Source organism: Oceanococcus atlanticus (assembly GCF_002088235.1).
GTDB classification, from domain to species: domain Bacteria; phylum Pseudomonadota; class Gammaproteobacteria; order Nevskiales; family Oceanococcaceae; genus Oceanococcus; species Oceanococcus atlanticus.
In genome coordinates, this window is sequence record NZ_AQQV01000001.1 from 908,121 (window position 1) to 929,932 (window position 21,812).

The 21,812-nt window shown below is 62.2% G+C and carries 16 protein-coding genes and 1 riboswitch; of the genes, 10 read left to right on the forward strand and 6 right to left on the reverse strand.

Annotated features, from left to right (window positions below; translation table 11 throughout):
• Position 1 precedes the first annotated feature (1 nt).
• Positions 2-172, reverse strand: a riboswitch (yybP-ykoY riboswitch).
• Between the two features lie 63 nt (positions 173-235).
• Positions 236-973: a monofunctional biosynthetic peptidoglycan transglycosylase gene (gene mtgA / locus ATO7_RS04305; RefSeq protein WP_083561002.1), complete on the forward strand. Its 738-nt coding sequence runs from the start codon at positions 236-238 to the stop codon at positions 971-973.
• Between the two features lie 11 nt (positions 974-984).
• Here the strand turns inward: mtgA and ATO7_RS04310 are convergent, their stop codons facing one another.
• The gene (locus tag ATO7_RS04310; protein WP_083559844.1) at positions 985-3,114 is read right to left on the reverse strand and encodes a prolyl oligopeptidase family serine peptidase; all 2,130 of its coding nucleotides are present in this window, start codon (positions 3,112-3,114) and stop codon (positions 985-987) included.
• A 69-nt stretch (positions 3,115-3,183) separates the two neighbouring features.
• The gene (hrpB, locus tag ATO7_RS04315; protein ID WP_083559846.1) at positions 3,184-5,634 is read right to left on the reverse strand and encodes an ATP-dependent helicase HrpB; all 2,451 of its coding nucleotides are present in this window, start codon (positions 5,632-5,634) and stop codon (positions 3,184-3,186) included.
• A 45-nt stretch (positions 5,635-5,679) separates the two neighbouring features.
• Between hrpB and ATO7_RS04320 the strand changes: the two genes are divergently transcribed.
• Both ATO7_RS04320 and ATO7_RS04325 read left to right on the forward strand, forming a co-directional pair.
• Positions 5,680-6,744 carry a 3-deoxy-7-phosphoheptulonate synthase gene (locus ATO7_RS04320; RefSeq protein ID WP_083561003.1) on the forward strand — a complete coding sequence of 355 codons (1,065 nt, stop codon included), beginning with the start codon at positions 5,680-5,682 and terminating at the stop codon, positions 6,742-6,744.
• A 3-nt stretch (positions 6,745-6,747) separates the two neighbouring features.
• Positions 6,748-7,383 carry an NAD(P)H-binding protein gene (locus tag ATO7_RS04325; RefSeq protein WP_083559848.1) on the forward strand — a complete coding sequence of 212 codons (636 nt, stop codon included), beginning with the start codon at positions 6,748-6,750 and terminating at the stop codon, positions 7,381-7,383.
• Here the strand turns inward: ATO7_RS04325 and ATO7_RS04330 are convergent.
• Positions 7,380-8,543, reverse strand: a complete 1,164-nt coding sequence (locus tag ATO7_RS04330; RefSeq protein WP_158523034.1) for a PP2C family protein-serine/threonine phosphatase — start codon at positions 8,541-8,543, stop codon at positions 7,380-7,382. The genes ATO7_RS04325 and ATO7_RS04330 overlap by 4 nt on opposite strands.
• A 164-nt stretch (positions 8,544-8,707) precedes the next feature.
• On the opposite strand from ATO7_RS04330, the gene ATO7_RS04335 reads away from it, so the two are divergent.
• Together ATO7_RS04335 and ATO7_RS04340 are read left to right on the forward strand one after the other, a co-directional pair.
• Entirely contained in the window at positions 8,708-9,622 is a 915-nt protein-coding gene (locus ATO7_RS04335) for an SPFH domain-containing protein (RefSeq protein WP_083559852.1), read from the forward strand.
• A 3-nt stretch (positions 9,623-9,625) separates the two neighbouring features.
• Positions 9,626-10,081, forward strand: a complete 456-nt coding sequence (locus ATO7_RS04340; protein ID WP_083559854.1) for an NfeD family protein — start codon at positions 9,626-9,628, stop codon at positions 10,079-10,081.
• A 143-nt stretch (positions 10,082-10,224) separates the two neighbouring features.
• On the opposite strand, the gene ATO7_RS04345 is transcribed toward ATO7_RS04340, so the two are convergent.
• Positions 10,225-10,626, reverse strand: a complete 402-nt coding sequence (locus tag ATO7_RS04345) for a SufE family protein (RefSeq protein ID WP_083561004.1) — start codon at positions 10,624-10,626, stop codon at positions 10,225-10,227.
• 53 nt (positions 10,627-10,679) lie between these two features.
• Here ATO7_RS04345 and msrP point away from each other — a divergent pair, with 53 nt between their 5' ends.
• The 4 genes from msrP to ATO7_RS04365 all read left to right on the forward strand — a co-directional run bounded on the left by msrP (position 10,680) and on the right by ATO7_RS04365 (position 16,305).
• A complete protein-coding gene (gene msrP, locus ATO7_RS04350; protein WP_083559856.1) occupies positions 10,680-11,630 on the forward strand; it encodes a protein-methionine-sulfoxide reductase catalytic subunit MsrP in 951 nt (316 codons plus the stop codon).
• Positions 11,630-12,211 carry a protein-methionine-sulfoxide reductase heme-binding subunit MsrQ gene (locus tag ATO7_RS04355; RefSeq protein ID WP_083559858.1) on the forward strand — a complete coding sequence of 194 codons (582 nt, stop codon included), beginning with the start codon at positions 11,630-11,632 and terminating at the stop codon, positions 12,209-12,211. The genes msrP and ATO7_RS04355 overlap by 1 nt, the downstream gene beginning before the upstream one ends.
• A 125-nt stretch (positions 12,212-12,336) precedes the next feature.
• Positions 12,337-14,475 (forward strand): alpha/beta fold hydrolase, encoded by a 2,139-nt coding sequence (locus tag ATO7_RS04360; protein WP_146680142.1) that lies wholly within the window; start codon positions 12,337-12,339, stop codon positions 14,473-14,475.
• A gap of 15 nt (positions 14,476-14,490) precedes the next feature.
• Positions 14,491-16,305 carry a DUF1302 domain-containing protein gene (locus tag ATO7_RS04365; protein ID WP_083559862.1) on the forward strand — a complete coding sequence of 605 codons (1,815 nt, stop codon included), beginning with the start codon at positions 14,491-14,493 and terminating at the stop codon, positions 16,303-16,305.
• 20 nt (positions 16,306-16,325) lie between these two features.
• On the opposite strand, the gene ATO7_RS04370 is transcribed toward ATO7_RS04365, so the two are convergent.
• Both ATO7_RS04370 and ATO7_RS04375 read right to left on the reverse strand, forming a co-directional pair.
• Complete coding sequence (locus ATO7_RS04370) at positions 16,326-17,126, reverse strand: outer membrane lipoprotein-sorting protein (protein WP_083559863.1); 801 nt, start codon at positions 17,124-17,126, stop codon at positions 16,326-16,328.
• Positions 17,123-18,541: a mannose-1-phosphate guanylyltransferase/mannose-6-phosphate isomerase gene (locus ATO7_RS04375; RefSeq protein ID WP_083559865.1), complete on the reverse strand. Its 1,419-nt coding sequence runs from the start codon at positions 18,539-18,541 to the stop codon at positions 17,123-17,125. Before ATO7_RS04375 ends, ATO7_RS04370 begins: the two co-directional genes overlap by 4 nt.
• A gap of 332 nt (positions 18,542-18,873) precedes the next feature.
• Here ATO7_RS04375 and ATO7_RS04380 point away from each other — a divergent pair, with 332 nt between their 5' ends.
• Positions 18,874-21,774, forward strand: a complete 2,901-nt coding sequence (locus ATO7_RS04380) for a ribonucleoside-diphosphate reductase subunit alpha (RefSeq protein WP_083559868.1) — start codon at positions 18,874-18,876, stop codon at positions 21,772-21,774.
• The last annotated feature ends 38 nt before the right edge of the window (positions 21,775-21,812 follow it).

Below are 21,812 nucleotides of genomic sequence, written 5' to 3' on the forward strand. Positions count from 1 at the left end.
AACTCCCTGGCCGAACGCACACCTTGACCACACCCTCCTCGGCCAGTCCGAAGTGGTGTAGTCAAAGGTCTTGCTAGGCCCGAGGGCTGCCTGCACCATGGCCTGTGGGCCAAGTCTGTTGACGCAGGCCCCGTCGCGATACGACGGGAAGCTACTCCCCAATGACGCGCGCAACCATAGTCAATCGCCTCAGACAGAGCAAGCCTGCAAGCGCTGATTGCCTACAATGGTCGACATGACCAGGACCACCGCACCCGGCATAGGCGAACTCCGCCCTGGCCGGCTGAAACCCCGACGACAGCTGCCGCCAGCGCCTGCCCGGCCACGAGGCAAACCCGGCCCGCTGCGCTGGGTGGTCTATGCCCTGCTGTTGCTGTGTCTGCCAGCCCTGGTGCTGCTGCCGATGCGCTGGCTGAACCCACCGATCACCAGCTACATGCTGCAGTCACAGGCGCCGCTGCAAAACCGTGACTGGCTGACCTATGCATCGCTTGGCCCCTATCTGCCACTGGCCGCGGTGGCTGCTGAGGACCAGAAATTCCCCCATCATTTCGGCTTTGATCTGCAGGCTCTGGCCGAGGTGATGAATGCGCCCGGTGCGCCGTCACGCGGGGCTAGCACCATCAGCCAGCAAACCAGCAAAAACCTGTTTCTGTGGCCTGGCGGCTACGTGCGCAAAGCGCTCGAAGCCTGGATTACGCTCTGGCTGGAAGCCCTTTGGCCGAAAACCCGCATTCTCGAGGTCTATCTCAATGTGGCCGAATTCGCACCCGGCGTTTATGGCGCCGAGGCTGGCGCCCGGCACCACTTCGGCGTTGCGCCGACACAACTCACACCAGACCAGGCCGGACGTCTTGTTGCGTTGCTACCCAGCCCGCGTCGTTACACCATCCACGACGCCCACGTTCAGGAGCGCAGCCGTTGGATAGTGCAACAAATGGAGCAGCTGGGTAACGCCCACCTGCCCCACTGAAGCTCGGCAGCTCAGCGCGCCACCAGCTTCTGCCAGGGGATCTTGGCCGCGCGCTGCAAGCCGCTATGAAACGCGGCAAAACTCATCTCGTCCGCGGCCTGCTCAATACGCATGTGCGTCGGCATGCCGGCGCCATGGCCGGCACGGGTCTGAATGCGGATGAGTTTCGGTGCGCTGCCCGGATCGGCGTGCTGAAGTGCCGCGGCGAACTTGAACGAATGGCCCGGCACGACGCGGTCGTCGTGATCTGCGGTGGTCACCATGGTGGCCGGGTAATCGTCACCACCGGGCACGTTGTGGTACGGCGAATAGTCGCGCAGCACCTTGAACATGTCCGCATCATCAGACGAGCCGTAGTCGCCGGTCCAGGCCCAGCCTATGGTGAATTTGTGAAAGCGCAGCATGTCCATCACACCCACGCCGGGCAGGGCTGCGGCGAACAGTTCAGGGCGCTGATTGCTGACTGCACCGACCAGCAAACCACCGTTGGAGCGACCTTCGATGGTCAACTGCTCGGGGCTGGTGATGCCAGTCTCGATGAGGCTTTCAGCCGCCGCGATGAAATCGTCGAATACGTTCTGTTTGTTATGCAAGGTGCCGGCCTTGTGCCAGGCCGCACCGTACTCGCCGCCACCTCGCAGGTTGGCCACCACGAAAACCCCACCCTGCTCCAGCCAGGCCAGGCGCTCCGGCTTGAACCACGGCGTCAGTGAAATCGAGAATCCGCCGTAGCCATACAGCCAGGTCGGGCGGGGACCGCCGGGATGGCCGCGCTTGCGCAGGATGAACATCGGCACCCGGGTGCCATCGCGCGAGCTGAAAAACACCTGCTCGGTCACGAAGTCCGACGTGTCGACGGGCAGGCGTGCCTGGTTGAGGGTGGTCACACGCAGGTCGCTCAAGTCGACCTCAAGCTGGCGTGCCGGACTGACGAAACTGGCATGGGTAAAGCTCACGCTGCGCCCATCCGGCGCAGCACGCAGCCCCGAAATACTGCCCAGTTCAGGCAGCACCACCGGGGTGGCCGATGAGCCATCCAGCGGGTAAACCAGCAGTTTGTTCACCGCATCACGCATGACCACGACAGCCAGATGCTGACCGGCCAGGCGCGCATCTTCGATCGGCCATTGGCCAGCCTCGACCACGGTCTTCTGGCGACCGGGGTGGCGCACATCCAGGCGCACGATACGCCCGTTCGGCGCCGCATCGGTGGTCAGTGCGTAGACGTAGGGGCCGTCCACGCCAATGACCTGATATTTGGCCGAAAAGTCATCCACCAGCTTGATCAACCGCCCGCGCACGAACGGGCGCTCGGCCTGATTGAGGTCCCTGACATACAGCGCGTTCTCCTCACGCGCGCCTTCGCGCAAACTGATCAGCAGATAACGGCCGTCGTCGCTGACCCGCGCGTACATATTGCGACGCGGATGTTCGGGATCCGACAGCACCAGCACATCCTGGGCCTGCGCCGAACCCAGCTTGTGGTAGTAGATCGCCTGGTTCTCCAGATCGCTGAACACACCATCAGAACCGGGGTAGCGCGAATAGAAGAAACCTGCGCTGTCGTGACTCCAGCTGATGTTGGAGAACTTGATGTGTTCGAGCACCTCGGCGCGATCCTGACCGGTGCGCAGATCACGCACGTGATAGCGATTCCAGTCGCTGCCGGCTTCGGCCACACCGTAGGCCAGATAACGTCCGTCCGGCGAAACTGCCCAGTCGGTCAGGGCCAGGGTGCCGTCCGCACTCAGGGTATTGGGATCGAGCACCACCTTGCGCTGACCCGCCTGCTCGCGCACCAGCACGCTCTGATCAAGCAGTCCATCGTTGTAGCGGTAGAACAGGGCGCCCGCGACACGCTTGGGCGCGCCGTATTTTTCGTAGTTCCACAGCTGCGCCAGCCGCGCTCGCCAGGCGGCTCGGTCGGGCAGTTGATCGAGGTGCGTACGGGTCAGCGCATTCTGTGCCGCAATCCACTTTTTGACCTGGGGCGCATCCACATCCTCAAGCCAGCGATAGGGATCGGCCACCTGTTCGCCGTGGTAGGTATCCACCACCGTGCCACGCGGTGTTTCGGGATAGTCCAACGCGTGGACAGCGGTGGCGCTCAGCAGCGCGCCAAGAGCGAGCAAAACTCTCATCGGTTCGGATCTCCCTGTGGTGTCTTCAAAGCGGCACCCGAGCCCCAAAACTCAGCACCACCGCCAGGTTTATGACCGACGCTGGTCCAAGACGTTCAGCGCCGCAGGCGCCGGTGCTTCCCAAGGGCGCTCCGGCCATTCATGTTTGGGATAACGCCCGCGCATCTGCTTGCGCACCTCGGGCCAGGCGTTGCGCCAGAAGCTGGCCAGATCGCGGGTCACGGCCAACGGCCGACGGGCCGGCGACAGCAGATGCAGCAGCACCGGTCGCCCCGCCACCTGCGGCGATGCATCCTGCCCGTACATGTCCTGCATGCGCACGGCCAGCACCGGGCCATCCTCGGCCGCATAATCCAGCTTGACCTGACGCCCGCTGGGCAGGCTCACCGCATCCGGCGCCTGCTCACGCACCCGCCGTTGCTGCTCCGCGCTGAGCCAGGCCCACAGCGCGTCGGCCAGCTTGGCCGGGGTAATCTCGGCCACACTGCGCAGACCAAACAACCACGGCCCCAGCCATTGATCGAGCGTGGCGCGCAGGCTGGCATCGTCCATGGTGGGCCAGCCCTCGCCCTGCAGACAGGCGATGCGGGCGCGCATGCGCGCAGCCGGGCCTGACCAGTCAAGCTGGCCAAAGCCTTTGTCCATGAGCCCCGCGACCAGCGCCTCGCAGACCACGCTGACATCCGGCTTGGGTAACGGCTGGCGACTCAGCACCAAACGCTGGAAAACCCGCTCGCGCTGACACTCGACCTGCCCGCTCGCAGGGTTGAAATGCACGCTGTCACGCCAGCTGATGTGCGCAGCAAACGCCGTTTCAAACGCCTCATCATCCAGCGCCGCCGCAAGCCGGATACGCGCCTCACGCTGACCGTCCAGATCGGCCACCACGAGCATGCGCTGAGCCCTCAACGGATCGTTGTCCGGCAGGCGTGCGCCACGCCCGTTGGCCAGCTGGTACTGCGCGCTACCCGGCTGACGCTGCAGCGCGATGCGATCAACAAAACCGTGCGCCAGCAGCAGGCCGGCATCGCGCTCCGCAATAGCATTGCCCACGCCCACACGTTTGCGCCAACGTCGGCTGTCGCGATCCAGAGCCTTGATCTGGCTTGCGCCAGCCCCGCCACGCCGCCAGGCCAGCCAGCGCTGATGGATGTCGACCAGCGTGCCGGCGCGCTCATCCGATTCAAGCAGCGCCGCCAGATCACAGGCCATGGCGCGCTCGGCATCATCACGCGCAGCCAGCAGCATGGCGCCGATACGCGGGTGGGCATGCCAGCCCGCCAGCTTGCGTCCGCGCGCATTGATGCGCCCTCGCGCATCGCTCAGATCCAGTGCCTGCAACACTTCCATAGCCTGGGCCCAGGGCCCCTCAGGCGGCGCTTCCAGCCACTGTGGTTCGCTGCCCCAGGCCGCCACATTGAGAGCCAGCGAAGACAGATCTTCGTGGCGTATGGCCGGTTCGCGGTGCGCAACCAGAACCTCTTCCGATGACCACAGGCGCACGCACACGCCGGGTGCCGTGCGTCCAGCGCGCCCGGCGCGTTGATCAGCGGCATCCCGGCTGACCCGGCGGGTGACCAGATGGGAAAACCCGGCATTGGGGTCGTACACCGGCACCCGCATCAGACCGGCATCCACGACCACGCGCACCCCGGCGATGGTGATGCTGGATTCGGCCACTGCGGTGGCCAGCACAATCTTGCGCTCAGCGTCGCCGGCCGGCGCGATAGCGGCCTGCTGAGCAGCACGCGGCAAACGCCCATACAGCGCATGCACCACGATGCCAGGGCCAAGCGCATCCAGCTTGCGCGCCACCGCGCGAATCTCGGCCTCGCCAGGCAGAAACACCAGGATGTCGCCCGGGTGTTCTTTCAAGGCAGCCCGCACGGCCGTCGCCACGCCCTCATCCAGTCGCGTGCTGCGCGGCTTGGCGTAGCGCACCTCCACCGGGTAGCTACGGCCCTGGGTTTGCACCACGCTGGCGTCCAGACGCGCGGCCAGATTGTCCTGCTCCAGCGTGGCCGACATCAGCAGCACGCGCAGATCGTCACGCAAACCGGCCTGCACATCGCGCACCAGGGCCAGCCCCAGATCGGCATGCAGACTGCGCTCGTGGAACTCATCGAAGATCACCACAGCGACATCCTCAAGCTCCGGCGCATGCTGGATGCGCCGCGTCAGCAACGCCTCGGTGAGAATTTCGATGCGTGTGGACGGACCCACCTGGGTGTCGTCACGCGTGCGCAGCCCGACCAGCTCGCCAAGCGGCTGACCGGACAACGATGCCATGCGCCAGGCCAGCGCGCGCGCGGCCAGGCGACGCGGCTCCAGGACCAGTATCTTGCGCCCCTGCACCCAGGCTTCGTCGAGCAAGGCCAGAGGCACAATGGTGCTTTTGCCCGCGCCCGGCGGCGCCACCAGCAGGCTGGTGTGGGCGCGGCTCAGGGCCTCGCGCAATGGCGCCAAAGCCTGCCAGATCGGAAGCTCGACCTGGTTCGCCTGTAATTCCGACAGATTCATCCCTTACAATATGGGGTTTTCTCAAGCACGGCTGTGCCCACCATCATGCAACGCACCGACAATCTGCGCATCGCCTCAATCACCGAAGTCTCCACACCGGACGTGGTTCGCAACGAAATCCCGCTGACCGACGCCGCTGCTGACACCGTCGATCAGGCCCGCAACGCCATCGCCAAGGTGCTCAACGGACAGGACGACCGCCTGGTCGCCATCGTCGGCCCCTGCTCGATTCATGACACCGCCGCGGCCAAGGAATATGCCAGCAAGCTGGCCCGTCTGCGCGAAGAACTGGCCGATGATATCGTCATCGTCATGCGCGTGTACTTTGAGAAACCGCGCACCACGGTCGGCTGGAAAGGCCTGATCAACGACCCGGATCTGGATGACAGCTTCCAGATCGACAAGGGCCTGCGCAGCGCGCGCAAACTGCTGCTCGAACTCAACGACAGCGGCATGCCGGCCGGTGTCGAATACCTCGACATTCTGACCCCGCAATACATTTCCGATCTGGTCAGCTGGGGCGCCATCGGTGCGCGCACCACGGAAAGCCAGTTGCATCGTGAAATGGGTTCCGGGTTGTCCTGCGCGGTCGGCTTCAAGAACGGCACGGAAGGCAACATCAAGGTCGCTGTGGATGCGATCCAGTCGGCGCGCAATCCGCACCGCTTCCTGTCGCTGACCACCGCCGGCGCCATCTCCATTTTCGAGACCACCGGCAACGACCAGACCCACGTGATCCTGCGCGGCGGCTCAAGCGGCCCGAACTACGAAGCCGAGCACATCGACGCCACCGCTGCGATGCTGGAAAAGGCCGGTCTGCCGAGCAAGATCATGGTCGACTGCAGCCACGCCAACAGCCAGAAAAAACACGAACGCCAGCTGCTGGTGGCTGAAGATCTGGGCAACCAGATCGCGGGCGGCGACAACCGCATCTTCGGTGTCATGGTCGAAAGCCATCTGGTCGCCGGGCGTCAGGACGTTGAACCCGGTGCCACCCCGACCTACGGCCAGAGCATCACCGACGCTTGCCTGGGCTGGGACGACACCGATGTGCTGCTGCGCAAGCTGGCAGAAACCGTGCGTACCCGCCGTCAGAAAAAGGCAGCCTGATCTATGCGCGTCGGCCTGATCGGCGCAACGGGTCTGGTTGGCAACGCCACCCTGAACCAGCTTCTCGCAGATGATGCGGTGAACGAAGTCCGGGTGTGGGCGCGACAGCCGGCGCCCTTTGCGCACCCGCGCCTGCACTGGAATGCAGTTGATTTCGATCAACTGCGCGGCCAGGCCCGCTGTGACGGGCTTGACGCCGTGCTGTGCTGCCTTGGCACCACCACGGGCAAAGCCGGCCGCGCCGGTCTGGTCAGGGTTGATCACGACTATGTCCTTGCCATCGCCACCGCCGCCAAGAGCGTCGCTGTGCCCTGCTTTGGGGTGATCAGCGCGCTCGGTGCCAGCGCCCGTTCACCCTCGCATTACAGCCGGGTCAAAGGGCGTATGGAAAACAGCCTGCAGGCCCTTGGTTTTCCCAGCCTGGAAATTTTGCGCCCCTCTTTGCTCCTCGGCGAGCGCACTGAAACGCGGTGTGCCGAAGATTTGGCACAGGCGTGCGCACCGGTGCTCAATGCCCTGCTGCCCGGCCCGCTCAAACGTTACCGTGCGATTGGTGCTGATCAGGTGGCCCGAGATCTCATCCGGGTTGCCAAGCAGGCCGAACCCGGCATCAACGTGCGCTTTCTGCCGCTAACCTAACGCGCTGCAGATTCAGCGCCGGTGTACTCGGCCAGCAGCAGGGTGATGTCGTCGGTCATGGGCTGGTCGCCACAAAAATCGTAGACATGTTCCAGCACCTGCATCAGCGCGTTGTCGACAGAAGCCGGGTCACTGTCACGCAGCGCGTTATCCAGGCGATCCCAACCGTACTCTTCGCCCTGCGCATTGCGCACCTCGGTCACTCCATCGGTATACAGCAGCACCCGATCACCCGGATTGAGCTGCAGTTCCTGCTGGGTGTACTCAACCCCGGGCAGATCGAACATGCCCAGGGCAAAGCCTCCGGCACGCAGATACTCCAAGGTCTCATGACCGCGCAGAATTATCGATGAGGGATGCCCGGCATGGGCAATCTGGCAGCGCCCGTTGGGGCTGATACGTGCTAGCACCGCAGTGAGGTACACGCCGCTGTCCTGCTCGCTCATCAAATGATTGAGCTCCGACAGAATCTGTGACGGCGTGCGCTCCAGGTTCATGGTTTTCAGTGCTGTGCGGGCCAGAACGGTCATGAAGCCCGCCGCAGCACCGTGCCCCATGGCGTCCCCCACCATCAGGAACAAATCACCATTGGCCCGCAGGTCGACGTGAAACATATCGCCGTTGACCTGATCACGGGCGAAGCTGTTGGCCGCCACGCGCACGTAGTCACAACGAGGCAACTCGGTTTGCATCGCACTTTGCGCCTGCGCCGCCGCTTGCAGGTCTTTCTCCAGCATCTGGCTGTAATTGGCCAGCGACTCCTGCAATTTGCTGCGCTCGCTGATTTCCGAACGCAAGGCTTCGGTGCGCTGCATAATCAGTCGTTGCAGGTGCTCGCGGTTTTCCGTCAGCTGCCGCTCAGCATCCTGCTTGCGTGCAAGCTGGCGATTCAAAATGCCGGTGATGCGCAGCACTTCCAGGCAGCCTACAAACAGCGCTGCAGCGAACAGAACACGTGAGGCACCAAGCATCATGTGCTGAGTGCTGTGCGACATGCCCAGGCTCATCACCGGCGCCAAAGCACCACCCAGAAGCACCGCCAGCACGAAATAGAAAGTCACGTTCTGCAAATGCCTGCGCAGCCTGAACAGCGCCCACAGCGCAGCGGCGCCGAATACGGCAACCAGCACGGCTTCTACGATGTGGAAAAGATCAGGCAAGTGACTGTCCGTTGCGAACATCTGTCATGGTCAGATGGTATAAGCCCTGAGCAGGCTGGCAACCCTTCGCATTTGACAAATAGTCTACACTCCGAAGCGCTTGGACATTCAGCCAACATCACATCAGTTGGGCACAACAAGCCCACATTCATAGGGGAACTTTCATGACCAGTTTCGTTATCGCCATGCTGGTGCTGGCCGTTGTCGGCGTCTTTCTTGGGGTCAAGGTCGTGCCGCAAGGCCATCGTTACACCGTTGAGCGCTTCGGCCGCTTCACCCGCACGCTGGAGCCGGGGCTGCATTTCATCATGCCGATCGTTGATCGCATCGGTCACAAGATCAACGTGATGGAACAGGTTATCGACATCCCCAGTCAGGATGTCATTACCCGCGATAACGCCCAGGTTAGCGTTGACGGCGTGGTTTACATTGTGGTCGCCGATGCCGCCCGCGCCGCCTACGAGGTGCGCGACCTGATGCGCGCGGTGGTCAACCTGGCGATGACCTCGATCCGTTCGGTGCTGGGCGAAATGGACCTGGACGAAGCACTGTCACGGCGTGACGAGATCAACATCAAGCTGCTCAAGATCATTGATGAGGCCTCCGAAGCCTGGGGCACGCAGGTCAAGCGCGTGGAGATCAAAGACATTTCTCCGCCCACAGATCTGGTCGATTCCATGGCTCGACAGATGAAGGCCGAGCGCGAGAAGCGCGCCAATATTCTGGAAGCCGAAGGTCTGCGTGAGGCCGAAATCAAAAAGGCTGAAGGCGAAAAGCGGGCCATGATTCTGGAGGCCGAAGGGCGTCTGGAAGCCGCCCAGCGCGACGCCGAAGCACGCGAGCGCCTGGCCCAGGCCGAAGCCAAGGCAACCCGTGATGTGTCGCTGGCCATCGCCGAAGGGGACGTCAACGCGATCAACTACTTCGTCGCCCAGAAGTACACCGAAGCGCTGCGCGACATCGGTGCGGCGCCCAATCAGAAGGTCATTCTGCTGCCGCTGGAAGCGAGCAATCTGATCGGTTCGCTGGGCGGGGTCAAAGAGCTGCTCGGCTCCATCAACGACAAGCCCAAGAGCTAAACCATGGAATTCGATGCCGACAGTGTGCACTGGTACTGGTTCAGCGCTGGCATCCTGCTGATTGCGCTGGAGGCCTTCGCGCCTGGCGCGGTGCTGCTGTGGTTCGGGGTTTCGGCCCTGGTGACCGGCTTTATCGCCCTGGGCAGCGATCTGGACCTGAACGCGCAGATGATCATCTTCAGCGTGCTGGCGGTGAGCTGCACGGTGGTCTTCAAGGTTTATCAGAAACGCAATCCGCCTTCACCGGAAGATGATGCGGCGAGCCAGCTCAATCACCCCGGCCAGCATCTGGTCGGTCGCAAGCTGCAGCTGGCCACGGCGATCCAGGATGGCGTGGGCCGGGTTAAGGTCGCCGACTCCACCTGGCGCTGCACCGGCCCGGATCTGCCACAGGGCAGCGTGGTCCAGGTGCTGGCGGTCAATGGCACGACATTGCAGGTAGAAGCGGTCGACGCCTGACACCTGTGTCAGGTGCGCTGCGCTGTGTCTTGTCAAACCCGCTCAAGTACGTCCGTGTATCGCTTGTCATCGGCCATCCAGGCCTCTGACAGTTTGCCAAGACACAGCGCAACACATCACATCACAAACGTCGCAAGCTGCGATCAGCTTGATTCGGCCATCTGCCCGACACGCTCGACCATGGCGTAAAAGCCATTGCGGCGATTGGCGCTGATGTGCTGCTCCAGCCCAAGCTCAGCAAACAGGCTCTTGATGTCGATCTGGCCGATTTCCTGCGGCGTCTTGCCCGAGTAGACCATCAGCAACACCGCGATCAGCCCCTTAACGATGTGCGCATCGGAATCACCACGGATCACGATGCGACCGTCAGGCTGGGTCTGCGAGATCATCCAGACTTGGCTCATGCAGCCCCGCACTTTGTTGGCCTCGACATAGGCATCTTGCGGCAACGGCTCAAGCTGGCGTCCGAGATCGATAATCAGTCCGTAGCGCTCTTCCCACGATCCCATCAGGGAAAAACTGGCTTTCAGGTCATCCAAAGTCATGCGCATAGTGTAAGTGATGAAACACAATCCCGAGTTGGCCGGTCTGTATCACCATGAGCTCAAAAATCCCCCAGCTGCCACGCAGCGCCATTACACCGGAAGCCCTGTTCTGGGATCGCCGCCGCTTCATGCAACTGGCCGCCGGATCGCTGGCCAGCCTGGCCGCACCGGCCTGTCTGAGCCGCGCGCCAGAGCCCGAGCCAACCGCAACAGCCAGCACCACGCGTGATGGTCGCGTCGACTATGCCGATGGCGAAGCCTTGAACAGCTTTGAGGACATCACCAGCTATAACAACTTCTACGAGTTCGGCACCGGCAAAAGCGATCCTGCGCGCTACGCACACACCCTCGAACTGAAGCCCTGGACCCTGCGTGTGGATGGTGAGTGTGAAGCCGGTGGTGACTTCGATCTGCATCAGCTGATTGCCACGCTGCCCAGTGAGGAGCGCATCTACCGCCTGCGCTGCGTGGAGGGCTGGTCGATGGTCATTCCCTGGCGCGGCTTCGAGCTTGGGCCTTTCCTGCAACGCTTCGCGCCCACCGACAAGGCTCGCTACGTAGCCTTCGAAACGGCGGTCAAACCCAAGCAGATGCGTCTTAACGCCTCCGGCATCGACTGGCCCTATCGCGAGGGCCTGCGCATGGATGAAGCCATGAACCCGCTGAGCTTCATGGCCACCGGTCTGTACGACAAACCGCTGCCGCGCCAGAACGGCGCGCCCATGCGCTTGGTCGTACCGTGGAAATATGGCTTCAAGAGCATCAAGTCGATTGTGCGTATCCGCTTCACCGCAAGCGAGCCGCAAACCACCTGGAACATGCTGCAACCCCGCGAATACGGCTTTTACGCCAATGTGAACCCCACGGTCGATCACCCACGCTGGTCACAGGCACGCGAGCGCCGCATTGGCGAGCTGTTCAAGCGCGACACCTTGATGTTCAACGGATACGCTGAACAGGTGGCCGGTCTTTACGACGGCATGGATCTGCGCAAGTACTACTGATGCCTGCGTGGCGCCCGTCAACCGGGCATATCCGCTTGCTTTGCTTTGCCCTGTGCGCCATTCCGCTAGGCCAGGCGGCGTGGTGGATCGCAAGCGCTCAACTGGGCGTGAACCCGATCGAAACCCTGACCCATCACAGCGGGCAATGGGCCCTGCGCCTGCTTCTGGTCACCCTGGCGATGAGTCCATTGCAGCGCCTCGCACGCTGGCGCTGGCCGCTACAAATCCGCCGCCAGCTCGGCTTGTGGAGCTTTTTCTACCTGCTCTGTCACTTTGCCGTGTATCTGGTCTTCGACCTGAGCCTGTCGCTGGCGCGCCTGGGTGAAGAAGTCCTTGAGCGGCCGTACATCACCGTGGGTTTTGCCGCCCTGCTGCTGCTGACGCCGCTGGCCGTAACCTCCACGCGCGGCTGGCAACGACGCCTCAGGCGCAACTGGAAGCGTTTGCATCGCCTGGTCTATCCAGCCGCCGTGCTGGCCTGCGTGCACTTCATCTGGAAGGTTAAGGTCAGCGAACCCGAACCGTTCATCTATCTGACCGTGCTTTTGGTCCTGTTTGCCGTTCGCCTGCGCCGAGCGTAGGATTTTTCCTGCGGCTTGACAGCCGTTTTTGTGACATACGACGAGGCTGCCTATTCATATTCTCTTCACGTCGACAACAAGACACTAAAACGTCGACGTACAACATCTCAGCATGGGGAGACACCATGAGAGCACTATTGGTTGCCGGCACGATGCTGGCTTTGGCTGCGTGCAGTCCGGACGACAACGGATTGCGTACTGACGAGGACTTCGGTCCAAAACCGTTGTTCGATCCGGTGGTTCTGCCCACCAACACCTCCGGCGCGATTCTCCCCGTACCCATCGATCTGCTGTTCGGCAGCGAAACCGGTCAGGACGACAACCCCGACAACAATGCCGATGGCACACTCTCGCCAGCCGGCTCGCTGGCCGCCATCCCGGGCTGGGGATTGGTTGATGGCTGGTCCACAACCGCCACCCTGTTCACCAACCTGCAAGGCAAGGTTGATGCCGCGCAAGCTGCGAATGGTGTTCGCATCTTCGACAGCGCGCGCGCACAGGAGCTGATTCCGGGTGAAGACTTTGAGATCACCCTGTCGCCCGTCTCCGTGCTCAGCCCCCGTTTGGTGGTGCACTGGCTCAAGCCGCTTCAGGAATCGACCCGCTATCTGGTCGGCCTGACCCGCGAAATTCGCAGTCCCGCCGGTGCACCGGCCATCCCCAATGAGCTGTTCGACACGCTCAACAGCGACACGCCGTTCAGTCAACAAACCACCAGCACCCTGCTGGCTGCGCTCAATCAGCAAGGCCGCACTGATCTGATTCCGGTGCTTGACCAACTGCAGTCAGCCTTTGTCGCACCGGTGGTCGGAGGCCTGCAACAGCTGTCGGCACTGGCTCCGAACTCACGCGGCGAAATCGCGCGCAAGGATCTGATCCTGGCCTGGTCGTTTACCACTCAGTCGACCACGCCTACGCTCAAGAGCATTGATGCCCAGGCCTCGGCGCAGCTGATTCAGGCCCAGCCCAGCGGACTGACCCTGGCCCAGATTCTGGGCAGCCCGAGCGAACCGCTGCCGCTGCCTGAGGCCAACAATCCGCTGGTTTATGTCGGCGCCTTCAATCTGCCCTATTACCACCAGCCGGGTGCGGAAAATATCAACACCTCGGTGTGGCAAAACGACGGCGTGATCAATGCCGGCGCGGTGCACCCGGGCACCGGCGCCCCGTGCGAGGCGCTGCTGCCGCCCAGCAGCACCACCTTGTGCTACCCGATGCCGGCCCAGCAGTCCGATGAGCTGGTCCCACTGATTCTGGCCCGCCCGCAGGGCATCGCACCTGACGGTGGCTGGCCCACTGTGGTGTTCCTGCACGGCATCACCGGCGACCGCTCACAAATGCTGGGTATCGCTGGCGCGCTGTCAGCCGCAGGCTTCGTCAGTGTCGCAATTGACCAACCTCTGCATGGCTTGCCGCCGGGTCATCCCCTGCGCGTGCCGGGTACCACCGAGCGCACCTTTGATGCCGATCTTGATGGCGATGGTACGGTCGATGCCTCCGGTGCCTACTTCATCAACCTGACCAGCCCGGTAACCTCGCGAGACAACATCCGGCAGTCGGTGTCTGACCAGATTCATCTGGTCCGCTCGCTGGGCAATCTGGTGCTCAGCGCCGATCCCAACGATGTGATCAACACTGACCGTATCCACTTCCTCGGGCATTCCTTGGGCGGTATTGTCGGCACCACCCTGCTCGGCGCCAACGACGACATCAAAGCCGCCAGCCTGGCCATGCCTGGCGGCGGTATTGGCAAACTTCTGGACGCCTCGGAAACATTCGGTCCGGTGGTCGCCGGCGGCCTGGAAGCGGCCGGTGTGGTCAAAGGTACCGATACCTACGAAATGTTCCTGCGCTTCGCCCAGCTTGCGGTTGATCCGGCCGACCCGGTCAACTGGGCCGCAGCCGCCGCCGATGGCCGCGCAGTCCACATGATCGAAGTGGTAGACGACAGCGTCGTGCCCAACACCGCGACAGAGAACGTCATCATTCCGGGGCTGCTGTCGGGCACCGAGCCACTGGCCCGCGTCATGGGTTTGAGCACCACCGACATCAGTCCGCCGGTCGACCCACCGACGGTACTGACCGGCGGACAGGAGCTGATTCGCATAAGCGGCGGCAACCACGGCAGCATTCTGCAGCCGACCACGGCCAACCCGGCCGATGACCCGGTGTTCGTGGAAATTCAGCGTCAAGTGGCCAACTTCCTGGCCAGCGACGGCGCCTGCCTGCCGTTGGGCGGCAACTGCCCGCAAGCTGCGAACTAAGACCGGAGATCCATCATGCACAAAATCAACCATCTGATGGCCGGCCTGATCGTGACCGGCATGAGCAGTTCCGCTGCACTGGCCGCGAGCTTTGACCTGGGCCCGATCAGCGGACGCCTTGATTCCACCGTTACGGCGGGCGCCGCGTGGCGTATCGAAGAGCAAAGCCGGCAAATCATTGGACGTTCCAATACCACCGCTGATGGCGCGTCTGGCCAAGCTTTCTCAACCAATGGGGACGACGGCAACCTGGCCTTCGACAAGGGCGACATGATCTCCGGCGGCCTCAAGCTAACCTCAACCATGTATTTGAACTGGGGTGACTTCGGCGCCCAGGTCCGCGGTAGCTATCTGTACGATATGGTCCTCAACGACCATGACTTCTTCGACGAAGAAGACTACGCCGGCCCACCCACGCGGCTGGCTGGGCCAGACGACCTGAATCGGCGCCGCAGCAAGCTGCACGAACGACTGGGTAACGACGCCGACCTGCTCGAAGGTTTCATTTTCGGCACCGTACAGCTGGGCCGCCGCTACCTCAGCTTCCGCGTTGGTCATCAGGTGCTCAACTGGGGCGAATCTGCGCTGGTTCTGAATGGCATCAACTCGATCATTGCCGCCGATGCCTCACAACTGCGTGTGCCTGGCGTGGACCTGTCGGAAGTCTTTATCCCGGCCGGCATGGTCTGGGCTTCGGCGGATTTGACCGACAACATCTCGATCGAAGGTTTCTACCAGTACGACTGGGTTGCCACCGAAGCTGATCCCTCGGGCAGTTTCTTTGCGACCAACGATTTCGCAGGCTACAGCGGTGAAACCGCAGAGATTGGTTTCGGGCGCTGTCCGGAACTGTCCGCACCGGGCACCTGTGCAGCCGCCGCTGGCGGCTCTGCGATTCCTCGCAAAGCGGATAACAAGCCCGATGAAGGCGGTCAGGGCGGCGTCGCTCTGCGCATCTTCACCCCGGCACTGGGCGGCATCGATCTAGGCCTGTATGCGGCCAACTATCACAGCCGTCTGCCGCTGGTCAGCGGCTATGCCGCACCGCTGGGCTTTGAAGGGGTGGCGCCAGCTGGCGGCTACTTCATCGAGTACCCGGAAGACATCTCCCTGTATGGCATCAGCTTCAATATGTCGCTGCCATTCGGTGGCCTGGCCCTGCAGGGCGAATACAGCCTCAAGCAGGATCAGCCACTGCAGCTGGAGGATGTTGAAGTCCTCCTGGCCGGGCTGCGCACCCCGCTGCCCTCGCAGATCGGCCCGTTCCAGCCGGGTGAGCAGATTCAAGGCTACCGCCGCCTGGATGTCAGCCAGTGGGACATTTCCACGACCAAAATCTTCGGCCCATCGAAATGGCTGAAAAACGATCAGGCGTTGCTGCTGGTCGAGGCCGCCGGCAGCCATATCCACGACCTGCCCGACAACGACGAGCTGCTGTTTGAAGGCCCGGGCAGCTACCTGCCCTACAACCCGATCGTATCGGCCGCTCTGGGCCTGGTTGATGGCAACGGACCACAAACGCAGAAAGGCGGCTATGCCACAGCCTTCTCCTGGGGCTACCGGGTGGCCACGCAGTTGACCTACAACAATGTACTCAACCGCTATGTGGTCTCACCCACCGTGGTGTTCGCTCATGACGTCAACGGCACCTCGGCCACGCCCATTCTCAACTTCGTGCAAGGCCGCAAGTCGTTGATCATGGGGGTCAAGGCCACCTACCTGAGCGTGTGGGAGCTTGGCCTGGGCTACCAGCGTTACTGGGGCGGCGGCAGCTTCAATCTGATCAAAGACCGCGACAACGTATCGATCTCGCTGGGCTACAGCTTCTGATCTGCCTGCGGCGGCGCTGCTTACTCTGGCGCCGCCGCACTGTTGCGATAGCGGTAAAACGAGCTGGGATGAAACGCCAGTGAGCGTATGTCCTCGTCGTACTCCGGCAAGCCCAGCTTGAGTACGGTCTGCGAACCTTTGTCCAGATCATCCATGGTGTAACGCAGCAGTAAGCGGCGCTCACCGATGTTGGTCACCGAGTCCACATCACCCAGCAACCGCTTGGTGACCCCGCGACCGGGCGATTCAAAATCCACGGCCAGCACCACGCAGCTGGACGCATCCAGATCGACAACCATGCGCTGGTAAGGCGATTCCTGCTCCGCCGCCGGAATCAACTCCATGCGCTGCGTGTCCTTGCCGGCAATCTTGCCCGTACCCAGCACCATCGCCTGCCCCTCGCGCAGCGCTCCGTAAATGTCACGGATGTCGCGGTAGCTGAAATCGGTGCCCAGAATGCCCTGGTTGGCCATCCCGCCGGTGATCGGGCGAACCCGCTGCAAAGCCGGCAGGTACATGCGCATATCTTCGCGCCCGGCATCGTTCTGCCGCAGCAACACAGCCGTCCCAGCAACGTCGTTTGGCGCGCTCACCACAATATTCAGGTTGATGCCGTCTGCATCACGCATACCAGCCAGCGCAGCGCCAATACGACGTTGTGCGGCCCCATCCTGCATGACTTCGAATTCCGCCGCTTGGACGAAGCTGTGCGCCGGCACATTGCGCGCGGCACACTCACGCAAGGTTTGCACTTCATCCGTTTGAGCCTGCAAGGGCGTCGCGCCCAGCGTCGCAAGCGCCGCCACCAGAACCCGCCTCATGTTTTGTTCCGCCCGTAATCGTCTTCAAATCGCACGATGTCGTCCTCCCCGAGATAAGACCCGGTCTGCACCTCAATCAACTCCAGCGGAATCGTGCCGGGATTTTCCAGACGATGCGTGGTGCCGATGGGAATGTAAGTGGATTCATCCTCGCCAAGCAGGAAGGTTTCGTCACCGCGGGTCACCCGCGCGGTGCCCTTGACCACGATCCAGTGTTCAGCGCGGTGGTGATGCATCTGCAAGGACAGCTTGGCGCCGGGTTGCACCACGATACGTTTGACCTGATGACGGGCGCCATCATCAACCCCCTCGTAAGAGCCCCATGGCCGGTAAACCCGCGGATGCAGCATCGCCTCCTGGCGTTGCTGGGTTTCCAGCTGTTTGACGATGGCCTTGACCTGCTGCACTTGGGCCGCATCGCTGACCAGCACCGCATCCTTGGTTTCAACGATCACCAGATCCTGCGTGCCGATCGCCGCCACCAGACGGTTCTGAGCCCGCACCCAGGTGTTCCTGGCGCCCTCGAACAAAACATCACCCTGCGCCACATTGCCATCCTGATCGCTCTCGCCCAGGGTGTTCAGATAGGTCCAGGACCCGACATCGTCCCAACCGCAGTCCAGCGGCACGACCACGGCGCCGCGGGTTTTTTCCATCACCGCGTAGTCGATGGAATCCTCCGGGCATGCACTGAAGGCTTCAGCCTGCAAACGCAGAAACTGGCCATCCTCGGCCGCCCCGGCGTGTGCGGCACGACACGCCGCAAGCATCTGCGGCGCATGTTGCGCCAGCTCATCCAGCAAGGTCTGGGCCCGAAACACGAACATGCCGCCATTCCAGAAATAGCCCCCGTCGGCCACATAGGCCTGGGCGGTCGCCAGATCCGGCTTTTCCACAAAGCGCTCCAGATCAAACGCACCCTCGCCTCGCGCGGCACCGACCTTGATATAGCCGTAACCGGTTTCAGGCCGCTCGGCACGAATCCCGAAGGTCACCATCACGCCGGGTTCAGCCGCCGCCGCCGCAATCGCCACGGCATCGGCAAAAGCCTGCACGTCGGTGATCACATGATCCGAGGGACACAGCATCATCAGGGTGTCCGGCCCATGCCGGGCTGCGACCTCCAGTGCCGCCACTGCAGCAGCCGGCGCGGTGTTGCGACCAACCGGCTCGAGCAGGATGCGTGCACCATCCTGGCCCATACGCCGCAGGTGCTCGGCGATGATGAAGCGATGGTCCTCACCGCCTATGGCCAGCACCGGCCCCACATCGGGTGCGCGCATGACGCGCATCACGGTGTTTTCCAGCAGCGACCGTTCGTCAGTCAGCCGCAAAAATTGCTTGGGATGCAATTTTCTGGAGAGCGGCCACAAACGGCTGCCGGAACCGCCGGCAAGCAGCACGGGAATCAACATTTTTAGAGGATTTTTCGTCGTCTTCGAGGGTCTCAGTGTACCGGGCCCCGGAACACTTTGGCGATGCCGGGGCAACTGCTTGTGCAAGCGCATTTTTTCCTGACACGCAGCGATTTTTTCAGGTCTTTCCAACAGCTTGCCCACACTTTTCTACAGGTTTTCCACACAGACTTATAAACACAACATATCGTGTTGACGATGCCGCGAAGCCACTATATGGTGTGTTCACCACGTCATCGAACATACTAAACGCCCTTCAAATAAGGGCGCACGATTGACGTGCAATCTGCTTAGTTTTTGTGCAGTCCTGCTGCACCACCCGGGGAGGGAAGATGGAAGCCCAGATCAGTGAAGCAGCGGAGCGCTCCAGCGCATCGTCTGCAAACCCAGAGACACAATCCGCTGACGTGAGCGCCTCCGCGCCCGGCGGTTTCAAAGTGATTCGCCGTAACGGCAAGGTCACGCCTTTTGATGCGAGCAAGATCAAGGTCGCCATGACCAAGGCCTTCCTCGCGGTTGAAGGTGGCGGCGCGGCGGAGTCCAAGCGCGTCCACGAAGTGGTCGCCAAGCTGACCAAGCAGGTCACCGAAAAAATCACCCGCAACATCGACGTGGGCGGCACCCTGCATATCGAAGACATTCAGGATCAGGTTGAACTGGCCCTGATGCGTGCCGGTGAACAGAAGGTCGCGCGCGACTACGTGCTCTACCGCGAGCGCCAGGCGGCCAAGCGCGAAGCCGAATCGGCGACCAAGAAGCCCAAGAAAGCCGAATCCGGCCTCAACGTCACAGCGGCTGACGGCAGCCGTCGTCCGCTGGATGAAGCGCGTCTGCGCAAGGTCATCGGTGAGGCCTGCGCAGGCATCGACAATGTCGATGAAGCTCTGGTGCTCAAAGACACCCTGCGCAACCTGTTCGATGGCATTGCCGAGAAGGATGTCGGTCAGGCCATGGCCATGAGCGCGCGCGTGCTGATCGAGCGCGAGCCGAACTACACCTATGTCGCCGCCCGCCTGCTGCTCGACACCCTGCGCAGCGAAGCCCTGAGCTTCATCGCCGGCATGCCGGATTCGGCCACGGCCGAACAGATGAGCGGCCGTTACGGCGAATACTTCAATGCATATATCCGTCGCGCCGCTGAGCTGGAGCTGGTCTCTGAAGAGCTGACCCGCTACGACCTCGCCCGTCTCGGCGCTGCGCTCAAACCCGAACGCGACCAGCAGTTCACCTACCTTGGCCTGCAGACGCTCTACGACCGTTACTTCATCCACAGCGAAGACGACCAGCGCTTTGAATTGCCGCAGGCCTTCTTCATGCGCGTGGCCATGGGCCTGGCGATCAACGAGATCGACCGCGAAGGCCGCGCCATCGAGTTCTACGAGCTGCTTTCCAGCTTCGATTTCATGAGCTCCACGCCGACGCTGTTCAACTCCGGCACCCTGCGCCCGCAGCTGTCCAGCTGCTATCTGACCACCGTTCCGGATGACCTCGACGGCATCTACAGCGCCATCAAGGACAACGCACTGCTGTCCAAATTTGCTGGCGGTCTGGGCAACGACTGGAGCGCCGTGCGTGGTCTTGGCGCCCACATCAAGGGCACCAACGGCAAGAGCCAGGGTGTTGTGCCGTTCCTCAAAGTCGCCAACGACACGGCGGTTGCGGTGAATCAGGGCGGCAAGCGCAAAGGTGCGGTCTGCGCCTACCTTGAAACCTGGCACATTGATGTCGAGGAGTTCATCGAGCTGCGCAAGAACACCGGCGACGACCGCCGCCGGACCCACGACATGAACACGGCGAACTGGATTCCCGACCTGTTCATGAAGCGCGTTGCACAGGAAGACAACTGGACGCTGTTCTCGCCCAACGAAACGCCGGACCTGCATGATCTGGTGGGCCAGGCCTTCGAGCAACGCTATGTGGCGTACGAAGAAAAGGCCGCGCGTGGCGAGATCAAGGTGTTTCGCACCATCAAGGCGGTGGATCTGTGGCGCAAGATGCTCGGCATGCTGTTCGAGACCGGCCACCCCTGGGTGACCTTCAAGGACCCGTGCAACCTGCGCTCGCCGCAGCAGCACATCGGCGTGGTTCACAGCTCCAACCTGTGCACCGAAATCACGCTGAACACCTCGGCCGATGAAATTGCCGTGTGCAACTTAGGTTCGATCAACCTGGCCCAGCACATCAACGAAAATGGTCTGGACACAGCCAAGCTCGAGCGCACCATCAGCACTGCGATGCGCATGCTCGACAACGTGATCGACTACAACTACTACAGCGTGCCGCAGGCGCGCCGCTCCAACATGCGCCATCGCCCGGTCGGCATCGGCATCATGGGCTTCCAGGATGCGCTGTACAAACAGCGTCTGCCCTACGCCAGCATGGAAGCGGTGGAGTTTGCCGACCGTTCCATGGAAGCGGTGTCGTACTACGCCCTGCAGGCCTCCAGTCAGCTGGCTCAGGAGCGCGGCAGCTACGCCACCTTTGATGGTTCGCTGTGGAGTCAGGGCATCCTGCCGATCGACTCCATCAGCAAGCTGGAAGAAGGCCGTGGCGGCTACCTGGAAGTGGATCGCAGCCAGACCCTCGACTGGGACAGCCTGCGCGTGCAGATCACGACCCACGGTCTGCGCAACTCCAACACCATGGCGATCGCCCCGACGGCAACCATCTCCAACATCTGTGGTGTGTCGCAATCGATCGAACCGACCTATCAGAACCTGTTCGTCAAATCGAACCTGTCTGGTGAGTTCACGGTCATCAACCCGTATCTGGTCAACGACCTCAAAGGGCGAGGCCTGTGGGATTCGGTGATGGTCAACGACCTGAAGTACTACGACGGCTCGGTGCAGGCCATCGACCGCGTGCCTGAAGACATCAAGGCTCTGTACGCCACCGCGTTCGAGATCGATTCTCGCTGGCTGATCGAAGCCGCATCCCGCCGTCAGAAGTGGATCGACCAGGCGCAGTCCCTGAACCTCTACATGGCACAGCCTTCCGGTCGCGCACTGGACAGCCTGTACAAGCTGGCCTGGGTGCGCGGTCTGAAAACCACCTACTACCTGCGCTCCATGGGTGCGACCCACGCTGGCAAATCCACCGAAGTGGAGCAGACAACGTCCAGCGCCGAGGATTACAGCGCGGCTGCAGTCACCACCGATGCCATGAGCTCAAAGAGCCAGGAAGGCCCCAAGGTCTGCTCCATTCTCGAGCCGGACTGCGAAGCCTGCCAGTAACAAGCCGAACGGCCGGCGCCGCACCGCGCCGGCCCTTT